The 18409-nt window shown below is 71.5% G+C and carries 17 protein-coding genes; 7 read left to right on the top strand and 10 right to left on the bottom strand.

Features of this window, described 5'->3' with window-relative positions; all coding sequences use genetic code 11:
- Positions 1–3: 3 nt before the first annotated feature.
- Positions 4–957 carry a threonine ammonia-lyase gene (locus tag FDA94_RS21505; RefSeq protein ID WP_137248879.1) on the bottom strand — a complete coding sequence of 318 codons (954 nt, stop codon included), beginning with the start codon at positions 955–957 and terminating at the stop codon, positions 4–6.
- A 113-nt stretch (positions 958–1070) separates the two neighbouring features.
- Between FDA94_RS21505 and FDA94_RS21500 the strand changes: the two genes are divergently transcribed.
- From FDA94_RS21500 to FDA94_RS21490, 3 genes are read left to right on the top strand one after another with little or no spacing between them, the layout of a single operon-like run.
- Positions 1071–1925 carry a LysR family transcriptional regulator gene (locus tag FDA94_RS21500; protein ID WP_137248963.1) on the top strand — a complete coding sequence of 285 codons (855 nt, stop codon included), beginning with the start codon at positions 1071–1073 and terminating at the stop codon, positions 1923–1925.
- Between the two features lie 28 nt (positions 1926–1953).
- A complete protein-coding gene (locus FDA94_RS21495; protein ID WP_137248878.1) occupies positions 1954–2589 on the top strand; it encodes a LysE family translocator in 636 nt (211 codons plus the stop codon).
- 35 nt (positions 2590–2624) lie between these two features.
- Complete coding sequence (locus tag FDA94_RS21490; protein ID WP_212735434.1) at positions 2625–3209, top strand: dihydrofolate reductase family protein; 585 nt, start codon at positions 2625–2627, stop codon at positions 3207–3209.
- A gap of 41 nt (positions 3210–3250) precedes the next feature.
- On the opposite strand, the gene FDA94_RS21485 is transcribed toward FDA94_RS21490, so the two are convergent.
- The 5 genes from FDA94_RS21485 to FDA94_RS21465 are packed head-to-tail and all read right to left on the bottom strand — an operon-like array spanning position 3251 to position 9317.
- The gene (locus FDA94_RS21485; protein ID WP_342778513.1) at positions 3251–4810 is read right to left on the bottom strand and encodes an acyl-CoA synthetase; all 1560 of its coding nucleotides are present in this window, start codon (positions 4808–4810) and stop codon (positions 3251–3253) included.
- Entirely contained in the window at positions 4807–5955 is a 1149-nt protein-coding gene (locus tag FDA94_RS21480; protein ID WP_137248876.1) for a thiolase domain-containing protein, read from the bottom strand. The genes FDA94_RS21485 and FDA94_RS21480 overlap by 4 nt, the downstream gene beginning before the upstream one ends.
- Positions 5955–6932 (bottom strand): lipid-transfer protein, encoded by a 978-nt coding sequence (locus FDA94_RS21475; protein WP_137248875.1) that lies wholly within the window; start codon positions 6930–6932, stop codon positions 5955–5957. The genes FDA94_RS21480 and FDA94_RS21475 overlap by 1 nt, the downstream gene beginning before the upstream one ends.
- Complete coding sequence (locus FDA94_RS21470; RefSeq protein WP_246060079.1) at positions 6932–7795, bottom strand: Zn-ribbon domain-containing OB-fold protein; 864 nt, start codon at positions 7793–7795, stop codon at positions 6932–6934. Before FDA94_RS21470 ends, FDA94_RS21475 begins: the two co-directional genes overlap by 1 nt.
- Positions 7785–9317: an acyl-CoA synthetase gene (locus FDA94_RS21465; protein WP_137248874.1), complete on the bottom strand. Its 1533-nt coding sequence runs from the start codon at positions 9315–9317 to the stop codon at positions 7785–7787. Before FDA94_RS21465 ends, FDA94_RS21470 begins: the two co-directional genes overlap by 11 nt.
- Before the next feature lie 58 nt (positions 9318–9375).
- Here FDA94_RS21465 and FDA94_RS21460 point away from each other — a divergent pair, with 58 nt between their 5' ends.
- Positions 9376–10185, top strand: coding sequence for a crotonase/enoyl-CoA hydratase family protein (locus FDA94_RS21460; protein WP_246060078.1), 810 nt, complete (start codon positions 9376–9378; stop codon positions 10183–10185).
- Here FDA94_RS21460 and FDA94_RS21455 read toward each other — a convergent pair.
- The 3 genes from FDA94_RS21455 to FDA94_RS21445 all read right to left on the bottom strand — a co-directional run bounded on the left by FDA94_RS21455 (position 10172) and on the right by FDA94_RS21445 (position 14385).
- Entirely contained in the window at positions 10172–11272 is a 1101-nt protein-coding gene (locus FDA94_RS21455) for an NAD(P)H-dependent flavin oxidoreductase (RefSeq protein ID WP_137248872.1), read from the bottom strand. The genes FDA94_RS21460 and FDA94_RS21455 overlap by 14 nt on opposite strands.
- A 76-nt stretch (positions 11273–11348) precedes the next feature.
- Positions 11349–13496, bottom strand: coding sequence for an acyl-CoA dehydrogenase family protein (locus tag FDA94_RS21450; protein ID WP_137248871.1), 2148 nt, complete (start codon positions 13494–13496; stop codon positions 11349–11351).
- A gap of 58 nt (positions 13497–13554) precedes the next feature.
- A complete protein-coding gene (locus FDA94_RS21445; RefSeq protein ID WP_137248870.1) occupies positions 13555–14385 on the bottom strand; it encodes a hypothetical protein in 831 nt (276 codons plus the stop codon).
- Between the two features lie 96 nt (positions 14386–14481).
- On the opposite strand from FDA94_RS21445, the gene FDA94_RS21440 reads away from it, so the two are divergent.
- Genes FDA94_RS21440 through FDA94_RS21430 form a run of 3 tightly spaced genes read left to right on the top strand, consistent with a single transcriptional unit; the run spans position 14482 to position 17562 of the window.
- Positions 14482–15567, top strand: a complete 1086-nt coding sequence (locus tag FDA94_RS21440) for a S1C family serine protease (RefSeq protein WP_137248869.1) — start codon at positions 14482–14484, stop codon at positions 15565–15567.
- Positions 15568–15622: 55 nt separating this feature from the next.
- The gene (locus tag FDA94_RS21435) at positions 15623–16642 is read left to right on the top strand and encodes an adenosine deaminase (protein ID WP_137248868.1); all 1020 of its coding nucleotides are present in this window, start codon (positions 15623–15625) and stop codon (positions 16640–16642) included.
- A gap of 44 nt (positions 16643–16686) precedes the next feature.
- Positions 16687–17562: an SAM-dependent methyltransferase gene (locus FDA94_RS21430; protein WP_246060077.1), complete on the top strand. Its 876-nt coding sequence runs from the start codon at positions 16687–16689 to the stop codon at positions 17560–17562.
- Here FDA94_RS21430 and FDA94_RS21425 read toward each other — a convergent pair.
- Positions 17535–18404 carry an amidohydrolase family protein gene (locus FDA94_RS21425; protein ID WP_137248866.1) on the bottom strand — a complete coding sequence of 290 codons (870 nt, stop codon included), beginning with the start codon at positions 18402–18404 and terminating at the stop codon, positions 17535–17537. The two genes, FDA94_RS21430 and FDA94_RS21425, sit on opposite strands and share 28 nt — an antisense overlap.
- Between the last annotated feature and the right edge of the window lie 5 nt (positions 18405–18409).

The following is an 18409-nucleotide window of genomic DNA, read 5'->3' as shown; positions in this document are numbered from 1 at the left end:
GGCTTATGCGTCCTGTGGTCCCATCAGAGCCGCCAGCTCCGCCGGGCCCGCGTTGCCGCCCGACACGACGATCGCGACCTTCCTGCCCGCGAACTCCTCCCGCCGATTGAGGACCCCCGCGAGAGCCGCCGCCCCCGCCCCCTCGGCCAGCGTGTGGGCGTGGGTGAGCATGAGGCGCTGGGCCGCGCGGATCTCCTCGTCGGTGACCAGCAGGAAGTCGGTGAGCAGGTCGCGCATGACCTGCTGCGGGAGCGCGTAGGCCGAGCCGGTCGCCAGGCCGTCCACTCGCGTCTTCATCGGCCGCAGCACCATCTCGCCGAGCCGCCACGAGTCGTGCGCCGCCGGGGCGGCGGCGGACTGGACGCCGATCACCTGGCATCCGGGAGCCAGGGCCCGGGCCACCAGGCAGGCCGCCGCCGCGCCGGTTCCGCTGCCGACCGGGACCACGATCGCGTCGAGGTCGGGCCGCTGGAGGAGGATCTCCAGGTAGAGGGTGCCCACTCCGGCGATGATCTCTGGCTCGTCGGCGGGGCTGATCAGGCGGCGGCCCAGCCGGTCGGCCTCCTCGCGGGCCACGTCGGCGGCCTCGACCATGGTCGCGCCGCCGATGACGACCGTCGCGCCGAGCGCCTCGACGGCGGCGACCTTGGACGGGTTCGGGTTCTCCGGCATCACGATCGCGCACGGCGTACCGAACAGCCGCGCGGCATAGGCGATCGACTGCGCGTGGTTGCCGGTCGAGTAGGCCACCACGCCCCGCGACCGGTCGGGCAGGGCGGCCAGGAGGGTGATCCCGCCGCGCACCTTGAAGGCCCCGATCGGCTGGGTGTTCTCGTGCTTCACCCAGAGCTCCGCGCCGGCGGCCGCGTTGAGGACGGGGTAGCTCCACATCGGCGTCGGCGGGATGTGCCGGGCGAGCAGGGAGGCGGCCTGGAGGATGTCACGCATGTCGGTCATGCCGACCAGCCTGAACCCACCTGCATCGATAGGTCCAATAGGGAAATAACGCGAAATCCATAGACGGTATCGATGTATTCCCGCCATATACCGGCGTGAGTAGCATCGATGAGGTGCTCGACCCCGTCCGCCTCAGGGTACTCGTCGCCGTCGCCCGCACCGGCTCGCTGACCGCGGCCGCCAAAGAGCTCCACTACGCCCAGCCCTCCGTCAGCCACCACCTCGCCAGGCTCGAAGCCGAAACCGGCGCCAAGCTGCTGCAACGCGTCGGCCGAGGGGTCCGGCTGACCGACGCCGGGCAGTTGCTCGCCGAACGCGCCGCCGAGATCCTCGGGCGGCTCGACTCGGCCGCCGCCGAACTGGAGGCGCTCATCCAGCTGAGGGCCGGCCGGGTCAGGCTGGCCGCCTTCCCCTCCGCGCTCGGCACCTTCGTGCCCGAGGCCGGGGTCCGGCTCGCGGAGTCGTACCCGGGAGTGGAACTGCACATCGTCGAGGCCGAGCCACCCGAGGCGCTGGCGATGATCAGGGCCGGCGAGGCCGACGTCGCGGTGGTCTTCGGATACGGACTGGGCGAGGACCCCGACATCCGCACCCGCCACCTGTTCGACGACCCCGGCCACCTGGTCTACCTCGACGGTTCCGCCCTCAAGGACCACCGCGACGGCCAGTGGATCGCCGGATGCGAACGCTGCCGCCGCCACCTGCTCGACGTGTGCGCGAAAGAGGGGTTCACCCCGAACATCACGTTCACCACCGACGACTACGTCGCCGTCCAGGCGATGGTCGCGGCCGGGCTCGGCGCGGCGCTGCTGCCGTCGCTGGCCCTGCGCGCCCACCGGAACCCGAAGGTCAGAACCGCCGAACTGCCCGGCTCGGTCAGGCACGTCTACGCCGCCACCTACGGCGCCCCGCCCGACCCCCCGGCCACCCAGGCGCTGCTGGAGGCGCTGGCAAAACCCCTGGCCTGAACGGCGGGATCGTCCCTATCCTCACCGCATGCCCGACCTGCCGACGCTCGCCGTCTTCTCCGTCGCCACCCTGGCGCTGCTGCTCGTGCCCGGCCCCGCCGTGGTCTACATCGTCACCCGCAGCGTCGCCCAGGGCCGCGCCGCCGGGATGGTCTCGGTGCTCGGCGTGCACGCCGGGTCGCTCGTCCACGTCGCCGCCGCCGCGCTGGGCATCAGCGCGATCCTGGCCGCCTCGGCGACGGCGTTCACCATCGTCAAGTACGCCGGCGCCGCCTACCTCGTCTACCTGGGCGTCCGCAAGCTCATGGACCGGAGTCCGGCCGGCGAGGCCGTGGTCGCCGAGACCCCGAAGGCCCGCCTGTTCGGCGAGGGCTTCGTGGTGAACGTCCTCAACCCGAAGACCGCCATCTTCTTCCTGGCCTTCCTGCCGCAGTTCGCCGACCCGCACGCCGGCCCGCTGGCCCCGCAGATCGTGCTGCTCGGCATGATCTGGGTCGTCCTCGGCATGGCCAGCGACGGCACCTACGCCCTGGCCGCCTCCGCGCTGGCCGGACGCCTGAAGAGGTCGGCGACCGCCCGGCGGCGGCTCGACGTCGGCAGCGGCGTGGTCTACATCGCCCTCGGCGGGGTGGCCGCGTTCACCGGCGAACCCGCCGCCAAGTAGCCGTTTCTGTCGGTGCCATGGGTCACGATGGCGGCATGATTCACGCCAACATCACGACCTCCCTCGACGGTTTCGTGGCCGGCCCGAACTGGGCCCCCGGCCGTGGTCTCGGCGACGGCGGCGAACGCCTCCACTACTGGGTCTTCGGCGGCCCGTGGACCTACGAGAAGCCGTCCTTCGAGGGCGAGCGGCACCCCGTCGACGTCGAGGTGCTCGGGGAGTTCCACGGCGCGGGGGCCGGCATCGTCGGCCGGGGCATGTTCGACGCGGCGGGCCGGTGGGGCGGCGAGAACCCGTTCCACAGCCCGGTCTTCGTGCTCACGAATCGCATCACCGACGACCTGCCGACGGCGTTCACCTACGTCTCCGACGCCGGAGAGGCCCTTGAGCGGGCCCGCGAGACGGCGGGCGACCGCGACATCGCGATCGGCGGCGGTGCCGACGTCATCAGGCAGTATCTCCGGATGGGCGTGGTCGACCGGCTCTCCGTCCACATCGCGCCGGTGGTTCTTGGCGGCGGCACCGCTCTGTTCGACGGCACCTTCCAGGCCGACCTCGACCTCGTCGACTGCCGCCACTCACCGCTGGCGACCCACCTGACCTACGACATCAGAGGCTGACCGGCCGGGCCTGGCCGCCGGAGACCAGCCCCGCCCTCCGCTCAGGCGAACTGCTCGCGGGCCCATCGGTAGTCGGCCTTGCCCGACGGCGAGCGCACCAGCTCGTCTACGAACGCGTACTGCCGGGGGACCTTGTAGCCCGACAGGCGCTCGCGGCAGTGGGCGTCCAGGTCCGCGTCCGTGAGGTCCTTCGTGCGCGGTTCGACGACGGCGGCGACGCGGTGGCCCCAGCGGTCGTCGGGCAGGCCGGTGACGACCGCGTCGAAGACGCCCGGGTGGCCCTTCAGCACGGCCTCGACCTCCTCGGGGAAGACCTTCTCGCCGCCGGTGTTGATGCACTGGGAGCCGCGGCCGTAGACGCGGATGGTGCCGTCCTCCTCCACGCGGGCGATGTCGCCGGTGAGCAGCCATTTCACGCCGTCGGCGTCGGTCACGAAGGTCTCGGCGGTCTTCGCCGGGTCCTTGTAGTAGCCGTGGGCGATCCGTCCGGTCTTGGCCACGACGCCCATCTCGCCGGGGGCGACCGGGCGCAGCGCGCCGTCGAGCACGGCCATCGTCGCGTTCGGGTTGGGCTGGTATTTCAGGCCCGCCTCCGGTGACGACCCGGCCACCGCCGAGGCGGTGTAGCCCGACTCCGTCGAGCCGAAACTGTCCATGATCATGACGTTCGGGAGCAGCGCCTGCAGCCGGTCGCGCACGGCGCCGGTCAGGATCGCGCCGGTCGAGCTGAGCACGAACAGCGACGACACGTCGTGGTCGCCGGTCTCCAGCGCGTCGGCCAGCGGGACGGCCATGGCGTCGCCGGTGATGGTGATCGACACCACCTTCTCGCGCCCGATCGCGCGCAGCACCGCGTCGGCCTCGAAGCGCGGCACGTAGACCATCGTGGCGCCCATCCAGAACGCGATGAACGTCCCCATCTGGGCGGCGCCGTGCATCAGCGGGGCCGCCGCCATCATGGTGAGTGGCCCGGCGGTGCGGGCCTGCTCGATCACCCCTTCGGGCGTGGTGTGCGGCGGGCCGTAGGGGTTGCCGCCGCCGAAGGCCATGAACAGGTCCTCGTGCGTCCACAGCACGCCCTTGGGCAGGCCGGTGGTCCCGCCGGTGTAGATGATGTAGACGTCCTGCCCGTCGCGCGGGCCGAAGTCCCGGTCGGCGGAACCCGTGATCGCCTCGCCGTACGGCACCGCGTCCGCGATGGCCGAGTCCCCCACCGCGATCAGGTGCCGCAGCCGGTCGGTGCGCGCGGCGGCGACCCGGTCGTCGAACTCGGCGGCGTAGAACAGGGCGACGATGTCCGAGTCGTCGTACAGGTAGCGCAGTTCCGCCGCGACATAGCGGTAGTTGACGTTCACCGGCACCGCGCGGATCTTCAGGATCGCCAGCAGCGCGGTCACGTATTCGAGCCCGTTGTAGAGGTGGATCCCGACGTGCTCGCCGGGCGCGACGTGCCCGGCGAGGTGGTGGGCCAGCCGGTTCGCGGCGGCGTCGAGTTCGGCGTAGGTGGCCCGGTCGTCGCCGCAGACCACGGCGGTCCGGTCGCCGATCGCGTCGGCCAGGCCCTCGAAGAGGTCGGCGTGGTGGAAGTGCATCGGGCTCATGGCTTCTCCGCTCCGACGATCCACATGGCGAAGAACTGCGCGCCTCCGCCGTACGCGTGCCCGAGGGCCCTCCTGGCCCCCTCGACCTGGTGGTCGCCGGCCATGCCCCGGACCTGGAGCGCGGCCTCGGCGAACCGGATGAGCCCGGAGGCGCCGATCGGGTTGCTCGACAGCACTCCGCCGGAGGCGTTCCACGGGATGTCGCCGTCGAGGGCGGTGGCCCCGGCCTCGGTGAGCTTCCAGCCCTCGTTGACGCCGCAGAAGCCGAGGTTCTCCAGCCACATGGGCTCGTACCAGCTGAACGGCACGTAGACCTCGGCCACGTCGAGGTCGCGGCGGGGGTCGGTCACCCCCGCCTGCCGGTAGACGTCCGCGGCGCAGTCGATCCCGGCCTGCGGGCTGACCGTGTCGCGGCCGGCCCGGAAGATCGGTTCGGAGCGCATCGCGCCGCCGTGCACCCACGCGGGCGTCCCGGTCACCGCCCGCTCCGACGACAGCACGATCGCGCACGCGCCGTCGGACGACGGGCAGGTCTCCAGGTAGCGGATCGGCTCCCACAGCATGGGCGTCGACTCGACCATGGCCCGGTCGATGCCGGGGATGCGCAGGTGCGCGTAGGGGTTCTTCAGCGCGTTCAGCCGGTCTTTGACCGCGACGAGCGTGCCGATGTGGCCGGGGGCGCCCGACCGCCGCATGTACTCGCGGATGTGCGGGGCGAAGTAGCCGCCCGCCCCCACGACCAGCGACGACGTGAACGGCAGATGGGTGGTCAGGGCCCACGTGGCGTTCGACTCGCTCTGTTTCTCGTACGCCACCACCAGCACCCGGTCGTGCACGCCGCCCTGGATGAGCGAGGCCCCGACCAGCGCCGTGGACCCGCCGACGCTCCCGGCCGTGTGCACCCGCGTCATGGGTTTGCCGGCCGCGCCGAGCGCGTCTGCCAGGTAGGCCTCCGGCATCATGACCCCCTCGAAGAGGTCGGGGGCCTTGCCGACGACCACGGCGTCGATGTCGGCGAACGTCAGCCCGGCGTCCTCCAGGGCGCGCAGCGCCGCCTCCCTGACCAGGCCCGCCATGGAGACGTCCCGGCGCCGGGTCGTGTAGTGGGTCTGGCCGACCCCGATGACCGCGCAACGATTGCCCATCACGACTCCCGGGACAGGACGGCGACGAGGTTGTGCTGCAGGCAGGGCCCGCTGGCGGCGTGCGCGACGGCGCGGGCGGCGGTGCCGTCCATGACCCGGCTCGCGGCCTCGCCGATGCGGATGAGCCCGGTCGCCATGACCGGGTTGGCGGCCAGCGGCCCGCCGGAGGGGTTGATCAGCGTGTCGCCGGAGAGGCCGAGCGCCTCGGCGAGGACGGTCTCCTCGTGGGCGAACTGGACGTGCAGCTCGGCGACGTCGACAGGGCCCTTGCCGACCCCCGCCGCCGTTGCGGCAGCGGCGGCGGAGGCCGACCGGGTGAGATCCCTCATGCCCGGATAGTGCGGGTCTATGCGATGCGCGATGCCGTTGATGTAGGCGAGGTTCGTGCGGTCGTGGAGGAGATCACCCGCGACCAGCACGATCGCGGCCGCTCCGTCCGTGATCGGGGCCGTTTCCACGGGTTCGGGCAGCTTGAGCGCGTACGGGTTGGTCTGAGCGGACTCCCAGCTCCGGCGGGCGATCGCGGGGAAGTCCCCCTGCACCGCGCTTCTCTGCAGGCCCGCGTAGGAGAGCTGGTCGAGGCCGAGCGGCGCGAGGTAGTAGGGGTCGAGCTGGAGGGTCATGATCTCCCGCAGGTCGCCCATCGACGACTTGCCGAAGCCGTAGACCAGGGCCGAGTCGACGTCGCCGTGCTGTAATCGCACCCACGCCTCGTACAGCGCGAAGGCGGCGTCCATCTCGACGTGGCTCTCCTGGATGGGCGGCCACGCGCCGAGGGCGTCGAGGGCCGACACGAACGAGAACGGCGCCCCGGCCAGGTAGTCGCAGCTGCCCGAGCAGGTGAAGCCGAACTCGGTGAGGCCCGACTGTTCGCGTACCGCCCGGATGACCGGGAGGATCAGCTCCGGCTCCGACAGCCCCGAGTCGTGGTCGGTGTGCGTGGTCTGCGCGAACGCCGCGACGGCGACCGGTCTCATCACGCCTCCCGTTCCGGCGCGAACCACTTGACGGTCCCGCCCTCGAACACGGCCCGCACCCGCATCCCTTCGGTGACCTCCCCGGCCGCCACCGAGCCCAGCAGCGCGATGATCGGGGTGTCGGCCCCGTCGAGCAGGATGTACGCCGACACGAACGGCACCTGCGGCGCCCGCGGATCGGGCAGGTTGTTGATCGCGAACGTGGTGACCGTGCCGGCCGGCCCGACCTCGACCTCGTCCTCGATGACCGACCCGCACTGGGGGCACGAGAGCCGGTAGGGCACGTAGACGGCGGCGCACGTGGAGCACCGGCCGGCGAGGAAGACGTTCCTGGTCAGAGCGTCCAGATACCGCTTCAGGGCGGCACCCGGCGTCACCGTGTACTCGGTCCGCACGTTCGCCACGATCGTGGTCACTTCCGGGACGAAACACTCGATGTCGGTGATCGACCCGATCCGGTCGTGCCGCCAGCGCGGCCAGACCCGCAACCCGGTCCGCATCGCCTTCGCCGGAGCGTCGATCGCGTGCACGAGCGAGGTGTCCGCGCCGTCGAGCCTGATCAGCGCCCAGGCGAACGGCCGGTCGAGGGGGTGGTTCTTGCGCGGTTCCTCGACCCAGGTCCACTCCCGGACGGTCCCGGCGGGGCCCACCTCGACGAAGTCGTCCGCCACGACCGGCTCTCCGGTCGCCGGGTCGTACTCCAGCGGCGGCACCAGCACCTTCCGGGCCGCCGTGCGGACCCCGACGATCCGGCCGGCGCGTAACTCGGTCAGGAAGCGGCCGATCACCGGCCCGGTCGACCGGGTGTAGCCGCCCGGAAACTCCAGCACGTGGTTGATCTCGGGGTTCGGTTCAGATGGCACTGGCCCGGCCCTCCCAGTAAGGCGCGCGGAGTTTGCGTTTCAGCAGCTTGCCGTTGGGTTCGCGGGGCATCTCGGCGATGAAGTCGATGGTCTTGGGCCACTTCATCGTCGACAGCCGCCCCCGGAGCGAGTCGAGCAGCTCGGCGGCCAGCTCGGGGCCGGGGATCACCCCTTCGGCGGGTTCCACGACCGCCTTGATCTGCTCGCCCCAGTCGTCGTCGGGGACGCCGAACACCGCGACGTCGGCGACCTTCGGGTGGACGAGCAGCTCGTTCTCGATCTCGGCCGGGTAGATGTTCGCCCCGCCCGAGATGATCAGGTCGGCCTTGCGGTCGCACAGGAACAGGAACCCGTCGTCGTCGAGATAGCCGATGTCGCCGACGGTGAAGAACTCGCGCAGCCGGTTGGCCCGGGTCTTCTCGGGGTCGCCCTTGTACTCGAACGCGGCGGCGCCCATCTTCATGTAGATGGTCCCGGGGGTGCCCCGCGGGACCTCCTCCATGGCGTCGTCGACGATCAGCAGCTCGCTGATCGGCCAGGCCTTGCCGACCGTGCCGGGGTGCTTCTTCCAGTCCTCCGGGGTCGCGAGGGTGCCGCCGCCCTCGGTGGCGGCGTAGTACTCGTAGACGACGTCGCCCCACCAGTCGAGCATCGCCGACTTGACCGGCACCGGGCAGGGCGCGGCGGCGTGGATCATCCAGCGCAGCGACGACAGGTCGTAGCGGCCCCGGACCTCCTCCGGCAGCGAGAGCAGCCGCTTGAAGTGGGTCGGGACCATGTGGGAGTTGGTGACGCGATAGCGCTCACACAGCCGCAGCGTCTCCTCGGCGTCCCACTTGTCGGTCAGCACGAGCGTGTGGCCCATGTGCAGCGCGCTGCCGCCGAACTGGGTGACGGCGGTGTGGTAGGCGGGCGCGGTGACCAGGTGGGCGTTGGGCTGCCCGGGGGTGATGCCGAACAGCCTCAGCAGCGACGTCATGAGCTCGGCCATGTCGTCGGGGTCGAGGCCGCTCAGCCCGCGTCTGACCCCTTTGGGACGCCCGGTCGTCCCGGACGTGTAGTGCATCGTCGCCCCGGCGGTCCGGTCGTCCGGCAGTTCGGCCGATCCGGTGGGCGGGGGCGAGAACCCGTCGATCTCCCCGAAGGCGAAGCACCGTTCGGGCCCCAGTCCGGCCCGGCCGCGTGCCCCTTCGACGGCGAACCTCTCGTCCACGAAGTAGGCCTTGGCCTCGCTGTCCTCGACGATGTACGCGATCTCCGGCCCCGTCAGGTGCCAGTTGACCGGCGTGTAGTACCACCCGGCCTGCAGCGCCGCCAGGTAGAGGACCAGCCCGTCGGAACCGTTGGGCACCAGCCCGCAGATCCCGTCGCCGGGCCGCAGCCCGAGGTCGCGCAGCCCGTGCACCAGCCGGTTGGCGCGGGCCAGCAGGTCACCGGCCGTGTGCTCCGTGCCGTCGGGATCGACGGCGGCGATCCAGGTGGGGTCGGCCTGCGCGAGCCGCCAGAATCCGAGTGAACCCATGAGCGCTCCTTCCAACCAAGCGCTTGATCTCTGGAAGTCGGCGTCGGACAGTACGTACGTGGAACGCCTGCCGATCAGCACCCCGCACTGCCGCGTCGACCGCGACGGCCACGTCGTGATCGTGACCATGGACCGCCAGGAGGCGCGCAACGCGCTCTCCACCGACATGCTCGTCGGGCTGGCGGAGGCCTGGACGTACATATCCGAACACGATGACGTCAGGGTCGGCATCCTGACCGGCGCGGGCGGCACGTTCTGCGCCGGCGCCGACCTCAAGGCCATGGCGAGCCCGAGCGAGGACGAACGCGTCCGCGCCAGGGCCGCCGAGATCCCCAACTACCACTGGCGCGGCCTGCTCCGCGAGGCCATGCCGACCAAACCGATCATCTGCGCCGTCGAGGGCTACGCCGTCGCGGGCGGCACCGAGCTGCTGGTCGGCACCGACCTGCGGGTGGTCGCCGAGAGCGCGACGCTGGGCCTGTTCGAGGCCAAGCGGGCGCTGTTCCCGATGGGCGGCAGCGCGATCCGGCTGGCCCGCCAGATCCCCTACGCCTTCGCGATGGACCTGCTGCTCACCGGCCGTCCGGTCGGCGCCCACGAGGCGCAGCGGATGGGCCTGGTCAACCAGGTCGTGCCCGACGGCCAGGCCCTGGCGCGGGCCAGGGAACTGGCCGACGACGTGGCCGCCAGCGGACCGCTCGCGGTGCGGGCGATCCTGCGGGCCTACCGCGACACCATCGGGGTGCCGGAGGAGGAGGCGCTGAAGATCTCCGACGCGCTCGGCTGGCCCGTCATCGGCAGCGAGGACGCCAAGGAGGGAGCCCGTGCCTTCCGGGACAAGCGGCCCGCCCGGTTCACCGGTCACTGATGGCCCGCAGCCGGTCCATGGCCTCGATGTAGCCCTCGACGAGGTCGAAGACCACCTGCCTGGCCGGTTTGACGTCGTTCATGGTGCCGATGATCTGACCGGCCGGGAAGGTGGCCAGTTCCTTCGCGTCCGACCGGCCGATGCGCCGCAGCGCGTCGCTGACCAGCATGAACTGCAGCGGCATCGGCAGCGTGCCGGGCGAGTCGGCGGCCTCCCAGGCGTCGGTCCACTCGTTCTTGAGCAGCCGGGCGGGCTTGCCGGTCCACGACCGCGACCTGACGGTGTCGCGGGAGGTCGCCGCGAGGATCTTGTCGCGGGCCACCGCCGGGGTGTCGGCCTCTTCCACGGTCAGCCAGATCGAGCCCGTCCAGACCCCTTCGGCCCCGAGCGCGAGCCCGGCGGCGACCTGCCGCCCGTCGCCGATGCCCCCGGCGGCCAGCACCGGCACGTCGACCGCGTCGACGACCTGCGGGATCAGCACCATCGTGGAGATCTCGCCGGTGTGCCCGCCGGCCTCGGTCCCCTGGGCGACGACGACGTCGACCCCGACCTCGACCTGTTTGACCGCGTGCCGGGGAGTGGACGCCAGCGCGGCGACCTTCACGCCCTTGGCATGGGCCATCTCGACCACGTCGGCGGGAGGCGGCCCGAGGGCGTTGGCGAGCAGCGCTATCGGGTGCTTCAGGGCGACCTCGACCTGGGGGCGGGCGGTGGCGTCGGTCCAGCCGAGCAGCACCCGCCCGGCCGCGCCGTCCGACTCGGCCACACCGTGGCGGGCCAGCAGGTCGTCGACGAACTTCCGGTGGCCGTCCGGGATCATCCCCTGGAGCCGCCCCACGAGTTCCTCGGGCGCGAACTCCGCGCCCTCGTAGGAGGCGGGCATCACGACGTCGACGCCGTAGGGCTTGCCGTCGACATTGGCGTCGATCCAGGCGAGCTCGGTCTCCAGCTCTTCGGGGGTGAAGTAGAGGGCGCCGAGGACGCCCATGCCCCCGGCCCGGCTGACCGCGGCGACCACGTCGCGGCAGTGACTGAACGCGAAGATCGGGAACTCAAGGCCGAACATGTCGGCCGCGCGGGTCCGCATGTCCCGACGCTACAACCGAACTGCAACCTGTTCCAGGCCTTGAATCAGGCCTGGAACAGGTTTAGGTAACAGGTTCTTACTTACCCGGCTCCGGGTCGCGGGGCAGGCCCAGCATGCGCTCGCCGATGATGTTGAGCTGCACCTCGGTGGTGCCGCCGTAGATCGTCATGGCCCGCGTGGCCAGGATCGCCCGGTTCCAGTAGCCGGCGTCGCCGAGCTTCCAGTCTGCCGCCGTCACGGCGGCCGGGCCGATGAGGTTCACCGCGCATTCGGAGACGTGCTGCGCGTGCGAGGTCGACAGCAGCTTGCGCACCGACGCGTCGGCGCCCGGCTCGGTCCCGGCCAGCTGCTTCAGGGTCACCCGCAGCGACAGCGCGTTGATCGAGTGGCCCTCGCAGACGACCTCGGCGAGCTCCTGCCGCTCGACCGGCGTCAGCTCCCGGCCGAGCCGCCCGGCCAGCCCGAGCAGGTCGGGCACCGACGAGCCGGTCCCGCCCGAGCCCGACGACAGCGACACCCGCTCGTTCGACAGCGTGTTGCGGGCCACCTTCCAGCCCTCGTTCACCGCGCCGACCACGAGCTCGTCGGGCACGAACGCGTCGTCGAAGAAGACCTCGTTGAACAGGTTCTCGCCGGTCATCTCGGTCAGCGGCCGGACCGTGACCCCCTCGGCCTTCATGTCGACGATGAAGTAGGTGATCCCGTCGTGCTTGGACCCCTCGCTCGACGTGCGGGCGATGCAGATCCCCCACTCGGCGACGTGCGCCACACTGGTCCAGATCTTCTGCCCGTTGAGCCGCCAGCCGCCCTCGACCCGCTCGGCCTTCATCTGGACGTTGGCCAGGTCGGAGCCCGCCCCGGGCTCGGAGAACAGCTGGCACCAGACGAGCTCCCCGCTGAGGGTTCGGGGCAGGAAGCGCTGCTGCTGCTCCTCGGTGCCGTACACGGCGATCGAGGGCACCACCCACGCGCCGATGATCATCTGCGGCAGCTTCAGCCCGGCCGCCTTGATCTCCTGCTGGATCAGCACCTGCTCCAGCGGCGGCGCGTTCCGCCCCCACGGCGCCGGCAGGTGGGGCATCACGAACCCGGCGGAGGCCAGCGCCCGCTTCTGCTCCGCGCCCTCCAGTGGGGCGATCGCGGCCAGCTCGCCGCGGATGCTCTCGCGCAGCGACTCGGCGTCTTCGGGCAGGTCGAGCCGCATCTCCCGGGTGACCCCCGCCAGGCTCAGCGCGGCGACCCGCTCCTTCCAGTCGGCCGAGGAGCCCGTCAGGGCCCGGATCGTGAGGGCGCGGCGGAAGTAGAGGTGGGCGTCGTGCTCGAAGGTGTAGCCGATGCCGCCGAAGGTCTGGATGGCGTCCTTGGCGCACTGCACGGCCGCGTCGGGGGCGACCACCCCGGCGATCGCCGCCGCGTAGTCGCGCTCGTCGCCGGTGGCGCGGGTGGCGTCCCAGACGGTCGCGCGGGCCTGCTCCAGCGCGACCAGCATGCGCGAGAGCTTGTGCTTGATGCCCTGGAACTGGCCGATCGGACGGCCGAACTGCACCCGGACCTTCGCGTAGTCGGCGGCGGCGGTCACACACCAGGAGGCCACCCCGATGGCGTCGGCGCCCAGCAGCACGGCCGCCAGGTGACGCACGGTCTCGGTGGTCAGGCCGTCGAGGAAGCGCGCCTCGGCGTCGGCCAGTTCGACCCGCGCGACGCCCCGGGTGAGGTCGAGCGCCGGGATCGGGGTCACGGTCGCGGCGGAGGCCTCGACGACCACCCACCTGTCGCCGACCGGCAGCACCAGCACGTCGGCCTCGGCCGCGCCGAGCACCTGTTCGGCCACTCCGGAGACCCGGTCGGCGCCGGTCAGGCTCGCGTCGAGGGCGAGCGCGCCGGTCAGCGACCCGTCGGCCAGGCCCGACAGCAGCTCCCCGTGGGCCTTGCTGTCGGCGGCGTGGATCGCGGCGCCGGCCAGCACGGTCGGCACGTAGGGGCCGGGCGCGAGCTTCTCGGCCAGGGCCTCGACCGCCACGGCGGCCTCCAGCAGGCCGTATCCGGAGCCCCCGACCTCTTCGGGCAGGTGCAGGCCGAGCAGCCCTTGGTCGGCGAGGCCGGACCAGAACGGAGGTCGTGCGGCCGGCTCGGCCCGGACGACCTGCGGCGTGATGTGACGCCGCGCCCATCCCGTCACCGACTCGCGCAGCGCTTCGTGCTCTTCGCTCAGCCCGATCGCCATAAGACCCCTCCACACTCGGCAATGTGGACAGAATCATATTCTAGAAGAAGCTTCGAGGCTACCGGGGGCGAAGCGTCTCAAGCAGGACGTTCAGGTCTTTACGCAGCTCTTTCCGCGAATCGGGCACCGAGGCGAAAAGCATCGCGGGCTTCCCCTCGGTCTTCATGAGCGCCACGACCGCCTCGGCGGTCCGCCGCTTGCCCCCGGTCTCCCAGGCCACCCGGTAGCCGAGCACCCAGCCGATGCCGTTGCGCGTCCGCTGCGAGGCGGTCCACTGGAAGGTGGCCTCCTCGGGCTGGTAGCGGGTGACGGTCCAGCGGGCCGCCTTGGCGGTCAGGGCACGCCACTGCGCGGCGGTCTTGGGGGTGCCGGGGTCGGCGCCGGGGATCGGGGCCGAGGCGATGACGGCCTGGCCGGCCCGCTGGCGGAACTGGAAGGGGTCGGGTTTGACCTGCTCCCAGGGGGCGGCGAAGGCGGCGTACGCGATGCCCGAGCGCCGGTCGTCGACGAGGCCGGCGGTGGGCGTGCCGGCTCCCGAATAGACGGCCAGTCTCTTCCCGGCCGGAGGCGCGGGCAGCGAGAGCGGGGTGCGGGTGGGCGCGGGGGCCGCGGGCGCCGAGGCCGAGTCTGCGGCGGGCAGCACCGCCACCTCGCGGACCGGCTCGTCGGCGGAGAACGCGGAGAAGGCGAAGACCACCGCGGCGACCGTGACGAGCGCGGCGAAGACCGTCCACAGGACCCGCGCCCGGTTGCCGCCGGAGGGCGGCGGCGGGGCGGGAGCGGGGGCCTGCTCGACCTCGACGGGAGGGCGATAGACCGGGATGGGGGTGGTTGGCGCGTCGTAGGAGCGTGCCGACGGCCGGGCAGGGGTGCCGAGTTCGTCCGCCATGACGGCAGATTACGTCAATATTCATGATCGAAGCCGGACGATGGCACGCTCCAACGGTGCTGGAATCCGGTGATCCACCTGGGTAGACAGGAGCGCATGGAATTCTCGCCGGTCATCACCCGGATCGCCGTTCTCGCCTGTCTCGCGGCGGCGGCAGGCTGTGCCAACTCGTCGCCAGGTACGGCGACGGCGACCCCGTCCGCGACCCCTTCGTCGACCGTGCCGGGCGCGCCGGTGACGCCGGCCCAGCAAGCCCTGAGCCTGGAGTCGCTGTACGAGGACGTCATCCACCAGGTGCTCCCGTCGATCGTGCAGATCACCACCGGGAACGCCCTGGGCTCGGGCATCGTGTTCGACAACCAGGGCCACGTCGTGACCAACGCCCACGTCGTGGGCGACTCCCGCGACTTCGAGGTCACCGTCCCGACGGGCGGGGCGGCCCGCAAGGCCACCCTCGTCGGCTCCTTCCCGGCCGGCGACCTGGCCGTCATCAAGGTCACCGACCCGCGCGGCCTGACCCCGGCGGTCTTCGGCGACTCGACCAAGCTCCGGGTGGGTCAGATCGTGCTGGCCATGGGCAACCCGCTCGGCTTCTCCGGCACCGTCACCTCGGGCATCGTGTCGGCGCTCGGCCGTACGGTCATCGGCCCCCGTGAGGGCGGCATGCCGGGCGCCACCATCGCCAACGCCGTCCAGACCTCCGCCCCGATCAACCCGGGCAACAGCGGCGGCGCCCTGGTCGACCTGCACGGGCAGGTGATCGGCATTCCGACCCTGGGTGCCAACAACCCGGAGCAGGGCCCCGCCGACGGCATCGGGTTCGCCATCCCGAGCGCCACGGCCACCGACATCACGCGGCAGATCGTCCAGAACGGCCGGGTGCTCAACACGCGCCGGGCGGCCCTGGGCGTCCAGGTGGGGACGGCCATCGGCCGGGACGGAGAGCCGATGGGCGTCCAGGTCGGCGCGGTCACCAGGAACGGCCCGAGTGAGAAGGCCGGGATCCGCACCGGCGACGTCATCACCAGCGTGAACGGCAAGGCCACCGAGGACACCGCGACCCTGAGCGAGGTGCTCGCGACGTTGAAGCCGGGCCAGAAGGTGCCGGTCGTGGTGCGGCACTCGGACGGCACTCAGACGACCGTTCAGGTGACGCTGGGCGAACTTCCCGGCGGAAGCTGACAATTCCATGTAAGAAGTTGGGTGTTCGATCGGGTCGGTTGTTACGGTCGGTCACGTGACATCAGATCTGGAGTCCTTCATCGCCGGTCTGCCCAAGGCGGAGCTGCACGTCCACCACGTCGGTTCCGCCTCCCCCCGGGTGGTGGCCGAGCTCGCCGCCCGCCACGAGGGCAGCACCCCCGTGCCCGCCGACCCCGAGCGGCTGGCCGAGTTCTTCACCTTCCGCGACTTCGCCCACTTCATCGAGGTGTACGTCTCGGTCCTCAACCTGATCCGCGACCCCGAAGACCTGTGGCAGCTCTTCTACGGGGTCGGCCGTGACCTGGCGGCGCAGAACGCCCGTTACGTCGAGCTGACCGTGACGCCGTACACCCACCTGATCAACGGGTTCGCCCCGGAGCAGTTCTGCGAGATCATCGAGGACGCCCGCGCCCGGGTCCTGCGCGACCACGGCCTCACCTTCCGGTGGATCTTCGACATCCCCGGCGAGCTGGGCATCCCGGCGGCCGAGAGCACCCTGCGGATCGCCCTCGACCAGCGCCCCGAGGGCCTGATCGGCTTCGGCCTCGGCGGTCCGGAGGTCGGCGTGCCGAGGAAGCAGTTCGCCCCCTACTTCGACGCCGCCCGCGCCGAGGGCCTCCACTCGCTCCCGCACGCCGGGGAGACCACCGGCCCCGAGACGGTGTGGGAGGCGCTGCGCGAGCTGAAGGCCGAGCGCGTCGGCCACGGCATCGGCAGCGCCGGTGACCCCGCCCTGCTGGAGCATCTGGCGGAGAACCGGATCGCGCTGGAGGTCTGCCCGACGTCCAACGTCTGCACCCGCGCCGTAGCGTCGCTGGAGGAGCACCCGCTGCCCGAGCTGGTCAAGGCCGGAGTGCTCGTCACCGTCAACAGCGACGACCCGCCCATGTTCGGCACCTCCCTCAACAAGGAGTACGCCGTCGCCGCCCAGCTGCTGGGCCTCGACCGCGCCGGAATCGCCGACCTGGCCGGAAACGCGGTCCGGGCGTCGTTCATGGACGAGGCCGGAAAGCGCACCTTGCTGTCCGAAATAGCGGAGTATGCCCGTCTTTAACGGCATACGCCGGGAACAAGGCTTCGTCCGCGATCAAGGGGTCTATGCTGACCGGAGCCGCGACCTCCCTTGGAGACCTGATGTCGGAGCCGAAGAACTTATTGCCCTGGGCGTCCCCGCGTGACGAGAACGCCCCCAAAATCGACACGTCGGTTCCCCATTCGGCCCGCGTGTACGACTACTGGCTGGGCGGTAAGGACAACTTCGAGGCCGATCGCAAGGTCGCCGAGGGCACCGCCGCCGTCGCGCCCGGCATCGTCCAGGGGGCCCGGGACAACCGCGCCTTCCTCGGCCGGGCCGTGCGGTTCCTCGCCGAACAGGGCGTCACGCAGTTCCTCGACATCGGCACCGGCATCCCCACCCAGGGCAACACCCACGAGGTCGCCCAGCAGGTCAACCCGGCGGCCCGGATCGCGTACGTCGACAACGACCCCATCGTCATGACGCACGCCCGCGCCCTGCTCCGCAGCACCCGCGAGGGCCGCACCTGCTACGTCGAGGCCGACCTGCGCGCCCCGAAGTCGATCCTCGAACACCCGGAGATCAATGACGTCATCGACTTCGACCAGCCCGTGGCGCTGGTCATCGTCGGCACCCTGATGTTCATCACCGACGAGGAGGACCCGCCCGGGCTGGTCCGCCAGTACACCGAGGCGCTGGCCCCCGGCAGCTACTTCGCGGTCAGCCACGTGACGGCCGACTTCTTCCCCAAGGCGGTCGGCAACGCCGCCGACGCCTACCGCACGCCCAACCTCGGCTTCACCCCGCGCTCCAAGGAGCAGATCAGCGAGTACTTCGAGGGCTTCGAGCTGGTCGACCCCGGCATGGTCCCGGTCGCCCTGTGGCGGCCCGACGAGGACCCCGACCTGTTCCCCGACCGCGAGCACGGCGCCTACGGCGCCATCGGCCGCAAGATCTGAACGCCGTTGCCGTAGAGCACCGCCCGGAGCCAGTCGTCGCCGAGGTCGAGCCGGACCAGCGCGCCGACGGCCTCCGCGTAGGCGTAGGGGATGTTGGGAAAGTCGCTCCCGAACAGGATGCGGTCTTCGTAGTCGAGCAGGCGTGAGCGGTCGGACGGCGGGAACGGCCACGCCTGCTCGGTGAACTCGGTGAACGCCATGGTCGTGTCGAGGCCGACCCCCGGGAACCGCCCGGCCAGATCGAGGAACGCGCCGTATTCGGGCAGCCCCATGTGCGCCACGACGACCCTGAGCCGGGGATGCCGTTCGAGCACGCCGGTGATCGGCCCCGGCCCGGTGAACCGCCCCGGCACCGGCCCCGACCCGCAGTGGGTGACCACCGGCGCCCCCGCGTCGGCGATCATCCCCCAGACGTCGTCGAGCAGCGGGTCGCGGGGGTCGTACTCCCCCACCTGCAGGTGGGCCTTGAACACCCGGGCGCCGCTCTCCAGCGCCTCGCGTACGTAGTCGGCGGCGGACTCCTCGGGGAAGAAGGTCGCCGTGAGGGCGCAGCCGGGGGTGGCGGCGGCGAACTCCCGCGCCCACGCGTTCAGCCAGGCCGCCATGCCGGGCTTGTGGGCGTAGATCATCGAGGTGAACGCGACCACGCCGAACTCCCGCAGCCTCTTCACGTGGTCGTCGGGGTCGTTCCCGTGGGCTATCGGCCAGGGGAACCCGAGGTAGGCCTCGGCGCCGGCGAAATAGGCCTGCACCTTGTCGAGCACTCGCTGGGGCATGAAATGGGTGTGCACGTCGACGATGCCCGGCAGTCCGAGCCCTCGCCAGACCTCCTCCACCGACATGCCGG

The organism is Herbidospora galbida (assembly GCF_005233835.1).
GTDB classification, from domain to species: Bacteria; Actinomycetota; Actinomycetes; order Streptosporangiales; family Streptosporangiaceae; genus Herbidospora; species Herbidospora galbida.
This window is presented reverse-complemented; position numbering and strand designations above follow the sequence as displayed.

What these genes read in the sequence shown, in the direction of transcription:
- FDA94_RS21455 (WP_137248872.1), bottom strand. Translation starts at nt 11,272, where the DNA reads ATGCGGACCCGCGCGGCCGACATGTTCGGCCTTGAGTTCCCGATCTTC.
- FDA94_RS21490 (WP_212735434.1), top strand. Translation starts at nt 2,625, where the DNA reads ATGATTCACGCCAACATCACGACCTCCCTCGACGGTTTCGTGGCCGGC.
- FDA94_RS21480 (WP_137248876.1), bottom strand. Translation starts at nt 5,955, where the DNA reads ATGGGCAATCGTTGCGCGGTCATCGGGGTCGGCCAGACCCACTACACG.
- FDA94_RS21505 (WP_137248879.1), bottom strand. Translation starts at nt 957, where the DNA reads ATGACCGACATGCGTGACATCCTCCAGGCCGCCTCCCTGCTCGCCCGG.
- FDA94_RS21465 (WP_137248874.1), bottom strand. Translation starts at nt 9,317, where the DNA reads ATGGGTTCACTCGGATTCTGGCGGCTCGCGCAGGCCGACCCCACCTGG.
- FDA94_RS21440 (WP_137248869.1), top strand. Translation starts at nt 14,482, where the DNA reads ATGGAATTCTCGCCGGTCATCACCCGGATCGCCGTTCTCGCCTGTCTC.
- FDA94_RS21475 (WP_137248875.1), bottom strand. Translation starts at nt 6,932, where the DNA reads ATGAGACCGGTCGCCGTCGCGGCGTTCGCGCAGACCACGCACACCGAC.
- FDA94_RS21445 (WP_137248870.1), bottom strand. Translation starts at nt 14,385, where the DNA reads ATGGCGGACGAACTCGGCACCCCTGCCCGGCCGTCGGCACGCTCCTAC.
- FDA94_RS21485 (WP_342778513.1), bottom strand. Translation starts at nt 4,810, where the DNA reads ATGAGCCCGATGCACTTCCACCACGCCGACCTCTTCGAGGGCCTGGCC.
- FDA94_RS21425 (WP_137248866.1), bottom strand. Translation starts at nt 18,404, where the DNA reads ATGTCGGTGGAGGAGGTCTGGCGAGGGCTCGGACTGCCGGGCATCGTC.
- FDA94_RS21450 (WP_137248871.1), bottom strand. Translation starts at nt 13,496, where the DNA reads ATGGCGATCGGGCTGAGCGAAGAGCACGAAGCGCTGCGCGAGTCGGTG.
- FDA94_RS21495 (WP_137248878.1), top strand. Translation starts at nt 1,954, where the DNA reads ATGCCCGACCTGCCGACGCTCGCCGTCTTCTCCGTCGCCACCCTGGCG.
- FDA94_RS21430 (WP_246060077.1), top strand. Translation starts at nt 16,687, where the DNA reads ATGCTGACCGGAGCCGCGACCTCCCTTGGAGACCTGATGTCGGAGCCG.